This window comes from Lutimaribacter pacificus, assembly GCF_900142185.1.
GTDB lineage: Bacteria > Pseudomonadota > Alphaproteobacteria > Rhodobacterales > Rhodobacteraceae > Lutimaribacter > Lutimaribacter pacificus.
Genome location: NZ_FQZZ01000001.1, coordinates 175,906 through 188,678 on the forward strand (window position 1 = coordinate 175,906; position 12,773 = coordinate 188,678).

12 protein-coding genes are annotated in these 12,773 nt (G+C 69.6%); 8 read left to right on the forward strand and 4 right to left on the reverse strand.

Features of this window, described 5'->3' with window-relative positions; translation table 11 throughout:
- Positions 1 to 68: 68 nt before the first annotated feature.
- The 4 genes from proC to F3H87_RS00880 all read left to right on the forward strand — a co-directional run bounded on the left by proC (position 69) and on the right by F3H87_RS00880 (position 3,361).
- On the forward strand, positions 69 to 884 hold the full coding sequence (gene proC, locus F3H87_RS00865; protein WP_149786911.1) for a pyrroline-5-carboxylate reductase: 816 nt from the start codon (positions 69 to 71) through the stop codon (positions 882 to 884).
- The gene (locus F3H87_RS00870; protein WP_149786910.1) at positions 877 to 1,218 is read left to right on the forward strand and encodes a tRNA-binding protein; all 342 of its coding nucleotides are present in this window, start codon (positions 877 to 879) and stop codon (positions 1,216 to 1,218) included. Before proC ends, F3H87_RS00870 begins: the two co-directional genes overlap by 8 nt.
- Positions 1,219 to 1,238: 20 nt before the next feature.
- Positions 1,239 to 2,177, forward strand: coding sequence for a 2-hydroxyacid dehydrogenase (locus tag F3H87_RS00875; RefSeq protein WP_149786909.1), 939 nt, complete (start codon positions 1,239 to 1,241; stop codon positions 2,175 to 2,177).
- 62 nt (positions 2,178 to 2,239) lie between these two features.
- Positions 2,240 to 3,361, forward strand: a complete 1,122-nt coding sequence (locus tag F3H87_RS00880) for a beta-ketoacyl-ACP synthase III (RefSeq protein ID WP_149786908.1) — start codon at positions 2,240 to 2,242, stop codon at positions 3,359 to 3,361.
- A gap of 445 nt (positions 3,362 to 3,806) precedes the next feature.
- Here F3H87_RS00880 and F3H87_RS00885 read toward each other — a convergent pair whose 3' ends face one another.
- Both F3H87_RS00885 and F3H87_RS00890 read right to left on the reverse strand, forming a co-directional pair.
- Positions 3,807 to 4,814 carry a 5-oxoprolinase subunit C family protein gene (locus tag F3H87_RS00885; protein ID WP_149786907.1) on the reverse strand — a complete coding sequence of 336 codons (1,008 nt, stop codon included), beginning with the start codon at positions 4,812 to 4,814 and terminating at the stop codon, positions 3,807 to 3,809.
- Complete coding sequence (locus F3H87_RS00890) at positions 4,811 to 5,554, reverse strand: 5-oxoprolinase subunit B family protein (RefSeq protein WP_149786906.1); 744 nt, start codon at positions 5,552 to 5,554, stop codon at positions 4,811 to 4,813. The genes F3H87_RS00885 and F3H87_RS00890 overlap by 4 nt, the downstream gene beginning before the upstream one ends.
- Before the next feature lie 152 nt (positions 5,555 to 5,706).
- Between F3H87_RS00890 and F3H87_RS00895 the strand changes: the two genes are divergently transcribed.
- Both F3H87_RS00895 and F3H87_RS00900 read left to right on the forward strand, forming a co-directional pair.
- Positions 5,707 to 7,863 carry a glycosyltransferase gene (locus F3H87_RS00895; protein WP_149786905.1) on the forward strand — a complete coding sequence of 719 codons (2,157 nt, stop codon included), beginning with the start codon at positions 5,707 to 5,709 and terminating at the stop codon, positions 7,861 to 7,863.
- Positions 7,860 to 8,996, forward strand: coding sequence for a hypothetical protein (locus tag F3H87_RS00900; protein ID WP_149786904.1), 1,137 nt, complete (start codon positions 7,860 to 7,862; stop codon positions 8,994 to 8,996). Before F3H87_RS00895 ends, F3H87_RS00900 begins: the two co-directional genes overlap by 4 nt.
- A 56-nt stretch (positions 8,997 to 9,052) precedes the next feature.
- Here the strand turns inward: F3H87_RS00900 and F3H87_RS00905 are convergent, their stop codons facing one another.
- The gene (locus tag F3H87_RS00905) at positions 9,053 to 9,853 is read right to left on the reverse strand and encodes an ABC transporter permease (protein ID WP_149786903.1); all 801 of its coding nucleotides are present in this window, start codon (positions 9,851 to 9,853) and stop codon (positions 9,053 to 9,055) included.
- Between the two features lie 87 nt (positions 9,854 to 9,940).
- Between F3H87_RS00905 and F3H87_RS00910 the strand changes: the two genes are divergently transcribed.
- Both F3H87_RS00910 and F3H87_RS00915 read left to right on the forward strand, forming a co-directional pair.
- Entirely contained in the window at positions 9,941 to 11,092 is a 1,152-nt protein-coding gene (locus tag F3H87_RS00910) for a hypothetical protein (RefSeq protein ID WP_223227932.1), read from the forward strand.
- Between the two features lie 9 nt (positions 11,093 to 11,101).
- Entirely contained in the window at positions 11,102 to 11,758 is a 657-nt protein-coding gene (locus F3H87_RS00915; protein WP_149786901.1) for an ABC transporter ATP-binding protein, read from the forward strand.
- Here F3H87_RS00915 and F3H87_RS00920 read toward each other — a convergent pair.
- Complete coding sequence (locus tag F3H87_RS00920) at positions 11,755 to 12,681, reverse strand: glycosyltransferase (RefSeq protein WP_149786900.1); 927 nt, start codon at positions 12,679 to 12,681, stop codon at positions 11,755 to 11,757. The genes F3H87_RS00915 and F3H87_RS00920 overlap by 4 nt on opposite strands.
- Positions 12,682 to 12,773 lie beyond the last annotated feature (92 nt).

Consider the following 12,773-nt stretch of genomic DNA (forward strand, 5'->3'; position numbering starts at 1 on the left):
CGCCATTGCCCCTTGGGGGCGGGCGGCGTAACACTCCCCCAACGACAAACGCGCAGGGGGTGCATCCGATGGACATGGACGATCTGGAACGGCGCGGCCTCGTTCTGCTGGGCTGCGGCAAGATGGGGTCGGCCATGCTGGAAGGGTGGCTTAAGGGCGGAGTGCCCGCCGCCTCGGTCTGGGTGATCGACCCGAACCCCTCGGACTGGCTGCAACAGACCGGTGTGCACCTGAACGCCAAACTGCCCGCCGCGCCCGCGCTGGTGCTGGTCGCCGTGAAACCGCAGATGATGGGCGATGCGCTGCCGTCGCTGCAGGCACTGGGCGGGGGCGATACGCTGTTCGTGTCGGTTGCCGCCGGCACGCCGATTGCGCATTTCGAACAGGTGCTGGGTGCCGCCACGCCGATCGTGCGCGCGATGCCCAACACGCCCGCCGCGGTGGCGCGCGGGATCACTGCTATCGTCGGCAACAGCCACGCCAGTGCCGGTCACATGACCCTGGCCGAGACATTGCTGCGCGCCGTCGGGCAGGTCGTGCGGCTGGAGGGCGAGGATCAGATGGACGCGGTCACCGGCCTGTCCGGCTCGGGCCCGGCCTATGTGTTCCACATGATCGAATGCATGGCCCGCGCGGGCGAGGCGCAGGGGCTGGCTCCCGCGCTGGCGATGCAACTGGCCAAGGCCACGGTCGCGGGCGCCGGTGCGCTGGCCGAGGCGGCGGATGAAACGCCCGCGCAGCTGCGCGTCAACGTCACCAGCCCCAACGGCACCACGCAGGCGGGGCTTGAGGTGCTGATGGACGAAACCACCGGCCTGCCGCCGCTGATGGCCCGGACCGTCGCCGCCGCCACCGACCGCAGCAAGGAGCTGCGCGATGGCTGACGAGATCACATTCGACGATTTCCTGCGCGTCGATATTCGCGTGGGCCGCGTGCTGCGCGCCGAACCCTTCCCCGAGGCGCGCAAGCCCGCGATCAAGATGTGGATCGACTTTGGCCCCGAACTCGGCGAACGCAAGACCAGCGCCCAGATCACCGCGCATTACACGCCCGACGCCCTGATCGGCAAACAGGTGATGGCCGTGGTCAATTTCCCGCCGCGCCAGATCGGAAAATTCATGTCCGAGGTGCTGGTGCTGGGGGTTTCTGACCCCGATGGCGGCATCGTTCTGATCTCACCCGACAAAGAGGTGCCGCTGGGCGGCAGGATGCATTGATGGCAAGGAAAAAGGTGCTTATGACACGGAACCTGCCCGACGCGGTGATCGCGCGGGCCGAGGATCTGTTCGACGTGACCGTGCGGGAAAAGACCCAGCCGATGACGCCCTCGGAAATGCGCTCGGGGCTGGCGATCTATGACGGGATGATGCCCTCGCTGGGCGATCGGTTCACGGCCGATATCTTCAACGAGTTCGGTCGCCCGCGCTGCAAGATCCTCGCCAATTTCGGGGTGGGGTATAACCATATCGACGTCGATGCCGCCCGCGCCCACAGCGTGACGGTGACCAACACGCCCGGCGCCGTGACCGACGCCACCGCCGACATCGCCATGACCCTGATCCTGATGAGCGCGCGCCGCGCCGCCGAGGGCGAAAGGCTGGTCCGCTCCGGCGCGTGGGAGGGCTGGCACCCCACGCAGATGCTGGGCCTGCACGTGACGGGCAAGACGGTCGGCATCGTCGGCATGGGCCGGATCGGCCAGGCCATCGCGCGGCGCTGCCATTTCGGATTCGGGATGGAGGTGCTGTATTTCAACCGCTCGCAAAAGGACGTGGATTTCCCCGCAAAACAGGTGGCCGACCTGGCCGATTTGGCGGCGCGCTGTGACATCCTCGTGACCGCCACGCCGGGCGGGGCCGAGACCCGGCACCTGGTCGGGGCGGATGTGTTCGCGGCAATGAAACCCACGGCGCATGTGGTCAATATCAGCCGCGGCGACGTGGTGGACGAGGCGGCGCTGATCGCCGCCCTGCAGGCGGGCCAGATTGGCGGCGCGGGGCTGGATGTCTACGAGTTCGAACCGCAGGTGCCCGAGGCGCTGCGCGCGCTGGAAAACGTCGTGCTGCTGCCCCATCTCGGCACCGCCGCCGAAGAGGTGCGCACCGACATGGGCATGATGGTTCTCGACAACCTGTCCGCCTTTTTCGAGGGCCGCGAACCGCCCAACAAGCTCTGACCGCGTGGCTTGACCTTTTGGTCAGCTTTGGATGATGTGGCAGGACACAAGGGAGGGGCCCCATGTATCAGCCTGCGATCACAGGAACCGGCGTGTTCACGCCAAGCCAGGTCATCACCAATGACGAGCTTGTGGAAAGTTTCAACCGCTACGTCGACCTGTTCAACGCCGAGAACGCCGAAGCGATCGCCGCAGGCGAGGTCGCGGCGAAGGAGCATTCCTCGACCGAATTCATCATCAAGGCCAGCGGTATCGAGCAACGCTATGTCCTTGATAAAGAAGGCGTTCTCGATCCCACCCGGATGTATCCCCGGTTCCGCCAGCGCAGCGACGACGAACCCGGCATCATGACCGAGATCGCGCTCGCGGCGTGCAAAACGGCGCTCGGTCAGGCGGGGCTGACGGGGGCGGATATCGACCTTGTGATCTGTGCCGCGTCGAATATGGAACGCGCCTATCCGGCGGTCGCCATCGAGATCCAGAAAGAGCTGGGCGCGGGCGGGTTCGCCTTCGACATGAACGTGGCGTGCTCCTCGGCCACCTTCGGAATCCAGGCCGCCGCCGACATGATCCGCGCCGGCTCGGTGCGCCGCGCCATCGTGGTCAATCCCGAGATTACCAGCGGGCATCTGGAGTGGCGGGATCGGGATTGTCACTTTATTTTCGGGGATGTAGCCACCGCGACGGTGCTGGAGCGGGCGGAGGATGCCAGGGGGGCGCACTGGCTCGTGCGCTCGACGCGCTGCGCGACCGAGTTTTCCAACAACATCCGCAACAACAACGGCTTCCTGCGCCGCAACCGGCCCGACGGGATGACGGACCGGCGCGACATGCAGTTCATGCAGAACGGCCGCAAGGTGTTCAAGGAAGTGGTGCCGATGGTCTCGGCGCATATCCTGCAACATCTTGAGGATGAAGGGATTTCCCCCGACCAACTGCGCCGGATGTGGCTGCACCAGGCCAACAAGGGCATGAACGATTTCGTGGGCCGCAAGGTGCTTGGGCGCGAGCCGGAGCCGGATGAGCAGCCCAATATCCTGCAGGAATATGCCAACACCTCGTCGGCGGGGTCGATCATCGCCTTTGCCAGGCATTCCGACGACATGAAGCCCGGCGACCTGGGGGTGATCTGTTCGTTCGGGGCGGGGTATTCGGTGGGCTCGGTCGTGGTGGAACGGGCCTGAAAGGCGGGGAAACCGCGCGGTTTGGGGCCGGAACCGCGCGCTTTTTAACGAAAGATGACCGGAAATCGCGCGGTTTCAGCGGGGAATCGCGTGGTTCCTAACGGGAAACCCATGTCGCGCACGCAGCGAATGGGGTGTCATGATACCTCTGACGCGAAAACCGCGCGGTTTGATGGCGAAATCGCGCGGTCGGGTCTGGGCCGATGCAGCCTTTGCCGGGGGACAGTCGCAACAGAGGGCGTCGCATGGCCGCGGTCGGGCGATCCGACATTTGTGACGGGCAGTTTATCTTGCAGTCACTTCCTACCTCTGACCGTGGCACTTGCGGCAGCCAATCGCACGGCCGGGGGGCGGCCGTGCGATGCCCGGGCCGCTGCGCGGCTGTTCCGGGCGGGGTGCGTGATTTGAACGGTAGCTTCTCCCGCAGCTGCCCCCGGCCGCCACCCTACAGCCCGCCATCCGTCACGCCGCTGATAAGCTGATAGGCCAGCAGGTCGCGGATCGTGTGCGGGTCGCGCAGCAGCGGGTGGGCGGATTTCGCCAGAGCCTTTCGGTGGGCCCTGGCGCGGCTCATGGCCTGCACCCCGTCCCCGGGCGTGACGAAGCGAAAGCGCAGGCCCGTGCCCGCGGCGGCCTGTGCGACGCGGGGCAGGTCGCAGGGCAGCACGGCGCCGATGCGGGGATAGCCGCCGGTGGTCTGGCATTCGGCCAGCAGCACGAAGGGCGTGCCGTCGCCGGTGATCTGGATATCGCCGGGCACGATCACCTCGGACAGCACCGAAAGCCCGCCCTCGGGGGCGAAGCCGTCGCCATCGGGCACCACGCGCACGCCCATGCGGTTGCCGCGAGTGTCGCGGGTGAATTGCGTGGCGTCGAAACGGGCGATCTCGTCATCGGGGAACAGCCCGGTTTGCGGGCCGGGCACGACGCGCACCGTGCCGCCGGAAAACCGGTCATCGACGGGCAGGGCAAGCCCGGTTTCGCCGCCCTTGTCGGGGCCGACCGGCAGGGAGGCGCCGCTTTCGATCCGCGCGCCGAGGCCCGAGGCCAGGTGCGCGCTGCGCGATCCCAGCGTCACCGGCCCGTCGAACCCGCCGCCCACATGCAGGTAGCCATAGACACCCGCGCGTGCCGCGCCGATGGTGAGTGTCGCCCCGGCGGCAAGCGTATGGCTGGCGTTCCACGTCACCGCCGTGCCGTCGATGGCGGCCTGCATCGGTGCGCCGGTCAGCGCGATGCGGATCGTCTGCGTGGCCTCGAACGCGCCGCCCATGCCGGCCATTTCCAGCGCCGCCAGATCGCCCGGCTGGCCCAGCAGCGCCGCGCCCTCGGCCAGGGCCAGCCTGTCGGCGGCCCCGCCGCGCGACAGCCCGTAGACCAGATAGCCGGGCCGCCCGGTATCCTGCAGGGAAAGGCCGGGACCGGCCTGACGGACGATCAGCGCGCGGGTCATGCCAGCGCCTCGGCCCTTGCGCCGCCGTCGGCATCGCTGCGCATGTTTTCCAGTTCTTCGGGCGTAACCTGCGGGAACAGCACCTCGTCGCCCGGGCGCAGGATGAAGGGCGTGGCGCTTTCGGGGCGGAAAAGCCGTATCGCCGTCTGGCCCGCATGGCGCCAGCCCGTGGGCGTCGAGACCGAGAACAGCACGACCTGCCGGATCGCCACGGTCAGCGCGCCCACCGGCACGCTGTCGGTCAGGGCGGTCTGGCGGGGGATGTCCCATTCGGGCGGCAGCTCGCCCAGGTAGGGCTGGCCGGGGGCGAAGCCGATGGTCTGCACGCGCAGGCGGGTGCCGGACAGGTGGGCGATCGCGTCATCGACGCCGAGGCCCGCCTCTTGCGCGGCCTCGTGCAGTTGCGGGGCAAGGCCGGTGCCATAGACGGTGGGGATGCGCCACAGCCGCCGGCCCTGCGGCAGCGGTGCGTCGTACCAGTTTCGGCCGGCCAGCAGCGCATCGGCCTGTGCGCGAATGGTGCCGGGATCGGCGGCCAGCGGATCGAGCCGCAGATAGACCGAGACCAGCGAGGTCGAACATTCCTCGACCCCGTCCCAGCCCGCGCGCTCGACCGCCGCGCGAAAGGCCAGCGCCGCGCGGTTGGCGGGTTCCGACAGCCGGTCGCCGAAGCTGACGAGCAACCCGTCGAGCCCGGCGGGGCGGATGCGCGGCCATTGTTGTGCGGCGGGATCGGTCATGGTGACAGGAATATTGCAGCGTGCCGGGCAGGAACAGGGCGATTTGCGCAAAGGCGATCGGTGCGCAGATTTTAACCCGAAATTAACGGTTGGGCGTGTCACATGCGGCGGTGTGCCGTCATCCGCACCGCTTGTCATGGAGGGGTCACCGCGTGTTGCGGCGCATCCAAGCCTTGTTTGCCCGCTATGCCGCCCGCCACGCGCGGCCCGGGCCGGCTGGAGGGCTGGCGCGTACCGGGCTTTTGCTGCGGTTCCTGCGCGATGGGGCGGGCGCGCTGCCGGCGGTGCTGCGCTGGTTTCGCCACCGTGACCCGGCGGCGCGGGCCGAGGTGAAGGCGCGGCTGGGTCTGGGGCCGCCTGACGCGGTGTTGCGGGTCGATCCCGGTTTCCTGGACGGGGGCGGCGCCGGGGTGCGGGCGGATACCGCGATCACCATCGTGATGCCGGTGCACAACGCCTTTGCAATGGTGCAGGAGGCGCTGGCGCGGGTCGCGCGCCATACCGAGCTGCCGTGGCGGCTGGTGCTGGTCGAGGATGGCTCGACCGATCCGCGCGTCAGGCCCTGGCTGCGTGACTGGGCGGCGGCGCAGGGCGCGCGGGTGCGGTTGCTTGAAAACGCGCGCAACCTCGGCTTCGTCGGCAGCGTCAACCGCGCCCTGGGCGTGGCGCGGGGATATGGCGATCCGGTGGTGCTGCTCAATTCGGACGCGATGGTGCCCGCCGGCTGGGCCGCGCGGCTTGTCGCGCCGATGCTGGCGGATACGGGTGTGGCGAGCGTCACGCCGATGTCGAACGATGCCGAATTGCTGTCGGTGCCGGTGCCCTGCCGGGCCACGGCGCTGCGCGCGGGCGAGGGCGATGCGATCGACGCGGTGGCGCGGCGCTTCGATCCCGGCGCGCAGATCGTGGCGGCGCCGACCGGCGTGGGGTTCTGCATGGCGCTGTCGCCGCGTTTCCTGGCGCTTGTGCCGGGGTTCGACCCGGCCTTCGGGCGCGGCTATGGCGAAGAGGTCGACTGGTGCCAAAAGGTGCAGGCGCTTGGCGGGCGGCACCTGTGCCTGCCGGGGCTGTTCGTGGAACACCGGGGCGGCGCGTCCTTCGGGGCGGAAAAACAGGCGCTTTTGCGGGCCTCGGGCGCGATCCTGTCGGCGCGCTATCCGGGGTTCGACGCCTCGGTCGACGGGTTCCTGCGCGCCGATCCGCTGCGCGGGCCACGGCTGGCGCTGGCGCTGGGCTGGGCGGCGGCGCGGGTCCGGGGCCGCGTGCCGGTCTATCTGGGGCACGCGATGGGCGGCGGGGCCGAGCGCGACCTGGAACGGCGCGTGGCGCGCGACGTGGCCGGCAAGGGCGCGGCGGTGGTGCTGCGCGTGGGCGGCGCACTCCGCTGGCAGATCGAGCTGCATTCGGACGCGGGCGTGACGGCGGGCGGCTGCGACAGCGCCGACGGGGTGCGGGCGTTCCTTGCGCTCCTGCCGGCGCGGCGGGTGGTCTATTCCTGCGCGGTGGGCGCGGCCGACCCGCTGGAGGTGCCCGCGCTGCTGAACGCGCTGGCCGGGGGCGCGGCGCATCGGCTGGAGGTGCTGGTGCACGATTACCTGCCGGTCAGCCCGTCCTATACGCTGCTGGGGGCGGACGGGATTTACGATGGCGTGCCGCAGCCCGGCGACGAGGGCCGCGCGCACCGGTTCCGCCAGCGCGACGGGCGGGTGGTCGGGCTGGCCGAGTGGCGCGCGTGTTGGGGCGCGATGATCGCGGCGGCCGACCGGGTAGAGCTGTTTTCCGAGGCCAGCCGCGCGATCATGGCCGGGGCGTTTCCCGATGCCGCCGGCCGGATGCGGGTCAACCCGCACCGGCCGCTGGCGCAGATACCGCGGATCGACGCGCGCGCCGGGCCCCGGCCGGTGATCGGGGTTCTGGGCCATATCGGTTTGCACAAGGGCGCGGGCGTGCTGGCCGGGATGGCGCGCCGCCGCCGGGCGCGGCTGGTGGTGATCGGCGATCTGGACCCGGCCCATGCGCTGCGCTCGCCCGCGCATGTGCACGGCGCCTATACCCATGACGAACTGCCGGGGCTGGTGGCGCGCTACGGCATCACCTGCTGGCTGATCCCCTCGGTCTGGCCCGAGACGTTTTCCTTTGCCACGCACGAGGCCGTGGCGACGGGCCTGCCGGTCTTTTGCTTCGAGCTGGGCGCGCAGGCCGAGGCGGTGCGCCGGGCCGGGCGCGGCGCCGTGGTGCCGCTGCGGCGCGGCGGCGATCCGGCGGGCGACATGCTGGATGCGATCCTGCGCCACGAGGCCCGCCAATGACGCCGCCGCCCCGCGCGATCCTGCATATCGGCGCGCCGAAATGCGGCAGCTCGGCGCTGCAGATGGCGCTGAGCGCCTCGCCGGAGCTGCGCGGGGCGGACGGGCGGCGATACGCCTACCTTGCCAGCCATGGCCGGGGTGTCCTGCGCGGCGGGGCGCTGAGCCGGGCGGCGCGGGGGGCGGCCCATGGCTATGCGAACTGGGCGAACATGGCGCGGGGCGCGGATGCGGAGACCTGGTGGCGCAGGCTGGAGGCGGCCATGCGGGGCAGCGCGGCGCGCGGTGTCGTGCCGATCCTGTCGAGCGAGGGATGGATCGAACGCGGGCGGGCCTTTGGCGCGCGCCCGGGCCTTGGCGACGGCGCGCCGGTCGATGCCATCGCCTTTGTCCGCCCGCCGCTCGACTGGCTGAACGCGGCCTACTGGCAATGGGGCGTGTGGCATTACGGGGCGTTCCACAACCGCAATACCGAGGACTGGCTGCACCGGGCGCGGTTCCGCCTCGGGCGCCAGGTGGCGGCATGGGCGGCGGTGCCGGCGATCCGGTTGCGGGTGTTGCCTGCCGGGCAGGATGTCGTGGCGGGCTTTGCCGGGGCTTGCGGCCTGACGCTGCCGCCCTCGGGCCAGGTGAACGGGGCGGTGCCGCCCGCGCTGATCGGGTTCCTGCTGCGCAATCGCCGGTTCCGCCCCTCGCCGCATGCCAGCGCCGTCGAATTCGTGTTCAACAGGTGGTGCCTTGTGCCCGGCACGCCGCGCCCCTGGGCGTTCCTGCCGCGTTTCGCCGAGGCGGCATGGCCCGCGCTGCAGGACGAGGTGTCGCGCCTGCTGGACGTGCTGCCCGAAGACGAGGCCGGGGCGTTGCTGGCCGATCCCGGCTGGCGTTCGCTGGGGCCGTATTACGCGCGGCTGCGGGCCGGGCCGGTGCCGCTGGATGCGCCCGCGGACATGGCCGGCCTGCTGGCGGCGCTGTCGGACGGGCTGCGCAGGGTGGCCGGGGCGTTGCGGATGCAGCCGCCAGCCCCGCCACAGGTTCCCACCGCCCGCGCGCCGGTGGCGGACTGGGATGCCGCCATCGCGCCGGTGCTGGCCGCACTTGTCGAACTGGACCGGCTCTGGCGACGGGGCCGGGGATGAGCCTTGCCCGCGGCTTCACTGTTCCGAAAATACTCCGGCGCCACCTCGCCCCGCGCTCAGCCGTCGATGAGTGTGCGATGATAGCGCCGCAGGAACAACAGCCCCGCCACGCCCAACCCCAGCCCCAGCCCGATGACATAGGCGGGCGAGGCATAGGCGGCGTCGTAGCTGGGGTAAAAGCCGCGCCGCATGATGCCGGTGACATGCACCAGCGGGTTGAACCACAGGTAATCGCGATAGGGCTGCGGGATGGTTTCGAACAGGAAGAAGATGCAGGAGACGATGAACATCGGCCGCATCGCCACCGACCAGACCCGTTGCCAGACCGGAAACCGGGTCATCAGGAAGCAGTTGATCGTGCCCACCCCGAAGCTGAGCACCGCCAGCATGGCATAGGCCGCCATGATCGCGTGGGGGTTCAGAACGGCGCGCGTCTCGAAGCTGAACAACAGCCCGGCCAGCACGATGTAACCCACCATAACCTGCGTCGCGGCGTTGAGCAGGAACCGCGCCAGGATCGCGTCGAGGAAGGTCACGCAGGGATAGGCCAGCAGCGCGCGGGAAAAGTTGATCGCCTGCGCCAGCTTGCCCGTCACATCGGTGAAAAAGATAAAGGGGATCATGCCGGTGGCATAGAACATCGGAAAGCTGATCCCCAGCGCCGGAGCCTGGAAGCCGACCGAGAATACCAGCGACAGCAGCGCGATGCCGGCGACCGGCTCGAGCACCGCCCAGAGATAGCCGCCGGGCGAGCGGCCATAGGTTGTGGCCATCTCGCGCAGGATCAGCGCCGGGATCGTGCGGACCCCGGCAAGGCGGCGCGGGCGGGTGCGGGGGATCGGTGTGGTATCGGACATCTTGCGCTGGTCAATCCGCTGGGTGATGTTTATCTATAGTAGAAGTATTCAACTGAAAACAACCAAGAGGAAATGGTGTCGCACAGCGTGACGGATTCGCAGGCGCAGGGCGCCCGCCCGCCGGCGCGGCGGGCGCGGTTGCGGGCGCGGCACAGGGCGGTGCTGGCCAGCTTCGTGCTGATGGTGCTGCTGCCCGCCGGCATCGCCGGGTGGTATCTGTGGCGGGTGGCGGCGGATCAATATGCCTCGACCGTGGCGTTTTCGGTGCGCAAGGAGGAAACCAGCTCGGCGGTGGAGCTGCTGGGCGGTATTACCGAGCTGTCGGGGTCAAGCTCGTCCGACACCGATATCCTGTACGAGTTCCTGCAAAGCCAGCGGCTGATTTCGGACATCGACGCGCAGGTCGACCTGCGCGGGTTGTGGTCGAAACCGCAGGACGATCCGTGGTTTCGTTTCGATCCGTCGGGGGCGGTCGAGGATCTGATGGATCACTGGGCGCGGATGGTGCGAATCTCGTATGACAGCGGCACCGGCATCATCGAGGTGCAGGTGCTGGCCTTCGATCCCGGCGATGCGCAGCGCATCGCGGCGGCGCTGTTCGCGCGCTCGTCCGGGATGATCAACGAATTGAGCGCCATCGCGCGCGAGGATGCGATCCGCTATGCCCGCGAGGAGTTGCAGGAGGCCGAGCAACGCCTGGCCGGCGCGCGCCGCGCGGTGACCGGGTTCCGCAACCGCAATCAGCTGGTCGATCCCGCGATGGACCTGCAGGCGCAGGCGGGGCTGCTGGGCACCCTGCAGGAACAGCTTGCCGCCGCGCTGATCGAGATCGACCTGCTGGGGCAGACCACCAAGCCGGGCGACCCCCGCATCCTGCAGGCCGAGCGGCGGGTGGGGGTAATCGAGGAACGCATCGCCGCCGAGCGCGGCAAGCTGGGCCTTGGCGGCGATGGCGCGCCCGGGATGGTCATGGCCGACGTGGTGGGCGAGTTCGAAAGCCTGGTGGTCGAGCGCGAGTTCGCCGAACGCAGCTATACCTCGGCGCTGGCGGCCTTCGACGCGGCAAGGGCCGAGGCCCGCCGCAAGAGCCGCTATCTTGCCGCGCATATCGACCCGACGCGGGCGGAAACCGCGCGCTATCCGCAACGCCGGACGCTGCTGGGGCTGCTGGCGCTGTTTTTGTCGCTGAGCTGGGCGAGCACGGTTCTGGTGATCTATGCGCTGAAGGACCGGCGCTGAGGGGCGGGAATGATCCGGTTCGAACATCTGAGCAAGCGTTTCACGCTGGACGGCCGCAGCAAGGTGGTGGCCGACGACATCACGCTGAGCTTTCCGGCGGGCCGTTCGGTGGCGCTGCTGGGGCGCAACGGGGCGGGGAAATCGACGCTGCTGAGAATGATCGCGGGCACGATGGAGCCGACATCGGGGCGTATCCTGTCCAGCGGCACGATCTCGTGGCCGGTGGGGTTCGCCGGGTCGTTCCACCCGGAGCTGACGGGGCTGCAGAACGCGCGGTTCGTCGGGCGCATCTATGGCGTGGACACCGACGAACTGGCCGCATTCGTCGAGGATTTCGCCGAGCTGGGCGCGCATTTCCGGCTGCCGTTCCGCACCTATTCGGCCGGCATGCGCTCGCGCCTGGCGTTCGGCGTGTCGATGGGGATCGCCTTCGACACCTATCTGGTGGACGAGGTGACATCGGTGGGCGACGCCGCCTTTCGCCGCAAGAGCGCCGAGGTGTTCCGCGCCCGGATGGAGCGGGCGGGCGCGGTGGTGGTGACGCATTCGATGGAGCAGGTGCGCCAGTTCTGCGACGCGGGCGCGGTGCTGGAGGCGGGCAGGCTGGTCTATTACGACGATGTGGAGGCGGCGATCACGCATCACAACCACAACATGGGCGGTTAGACCCGGCCCAGCAGCGCCGCCAGATAAAGCGCCGCCGTTTCGGGGCGGGTCTGCCGATGCAGGCCGCAGCGCGCCAGCAGCGCGGCGCGCGCCGGGCCATGGCGCGGGGTATCGGCGGCGGAAAGCGCCCGCAGGATCGCGCGGCTTTCCGGGGTCAGCAGGTGTGACGCCCGGTTCAGTGCCGCGATATGCGCCGCCACCCAGCCGCCATAGCGCCGCCCCAGCAGCGCCGCCGCCCGTGTCCCGGCGGCGCGTATCCCGTGGCGCGCGCCCAGGTGGTTCGCGCCATGCTGGCGGTAGGACAGCACCCTTTCCCGGTCGCAGATCACCCGCCCGCCCGCGCCCGTCACCAGTTGGTAGAGCCACCAGTCATGGAAGGCGAGGCCGTCCGGCATCCCCGCCCGGCGCAGCAGCTCCAGCGCCGGGGCGTTCAGCATGGCGCTATGGCCGCTGACGATGTTCTGCACCAGCGCGTTGCCGAAGGACGGGCCACGCCCCGGCGGGCGCGAATGGCCGGTCACGCGCAGCGCGGCGTCGGTGTACAGATACTGCGCGCCGTAAAGCACGGGGCCGCCGGCCGCCCCGATCCCTGCCAGCGCGCGGGACAGCTTGCCGGGGTGCCACACATCGTCCTGATCGGACAGCGCCACCGGGCCGGGCGGCAGGTCGGGATGGGTCAGCAGCGACAGGTAATTCGCCGCCACGCCCCGCTGCGGGCCGCGCAGGATGCGGATGTCGCGGCGGTGCCCATGCGCCTTGCGAAAGGCGTGCAGGATCTCCGGCGTGGCGTCGTCCGAGCCATCGTCGCTGATCCAGAGCGCCCAGTTTTCATGGGTCTGCGCAAGGTAGGAGTCGAGCTGCGCCGGCAGGTGCGCGGCGCCGTTGCGGGTGCACAGGCAGATGGTGACGGGCAAGGGTGTCATCGGCGGTTCGTCGGGTGTTTGCACTTTTGTCGTGCAATCACAATCTGATCGCAACCTGAAAGCGTAGCGTCGTATTTTACCGAAACGCCCAA

Excerpts from the sequence above, each read along its gene's own strand:
- F3H87_RS00905 (WP_149786903.1), bottom strand. The coding sequence starts at position 9,853 with ATGTCCGATACCACACCGATCCCCCGCACCCGCCCGCGCCGCCTTGCC.
- F3H87_RS00885 (WP_149786907.1), bottom strand. The coding sequence starts at position 4,814 with ATGACCCGCGCGCTGATCGTCCGTCAGGCCGGTCCCGGCCTTTCCCTG.
- F3H87_RS00890 (WP_149786906.1), bottom strand. The coding sequence starts at position 5,554 with ATGACCGATCCCGCCGCACAACAATGGCCGCGCATCCGCCCCGCCGGG.
- F3H87_RS00875 (WP_149786909.1), top strand. The coding sequence starts at position 1,239 with ATGACACGGAACCTGCCCGACGCGGTGATCGCGCGGGCCGAGGATCTG.
- F3H87_RS00870 (WP_149786910.1), top strand. The coding sequence starts at position 877 with ATGGCTGACGAGATCACATTCGACGATTTCCTGCGCGTCGATATTCGC.
- F3H87_RS00880 (WP_149786908.1), top strand. The coding sequence starts at position 2,240 with ATGTATCAGCCTGCGATCACAGGAACCGGCGTGTTCACGCCAAGCCAG.
- F3H87_RS00900 (WP_149786904.1), top strand. The coding sequence starts at position 7,860 with ATGACGCCGCCGCCCCGCGCGATCCTGCATATCGGCGCGCCGAAATGC.
- F3H87_RS00920 (WP_149786900.1), bottom strand. The coding sequence starts at position 12,681 with ATGACACCCTTGCCCGTCACCATCTGCCTGTGCACCCGCAACGGCGCC.
- proC (WP_149786911.1), top strand. The coding sequence starts at position 69 with ATGGACATGGACGATCTGGAACGGCGCGGCCTCGTTCTGCTGGGCTGC.
- F3H87_RS00915 (WP_149786901.1), top strand. The coding sequence starts at position 11,102 with ATGATCCGGTTCGAACATCTGAGCAAGCGTTTCACGCTGGACGGCCGC.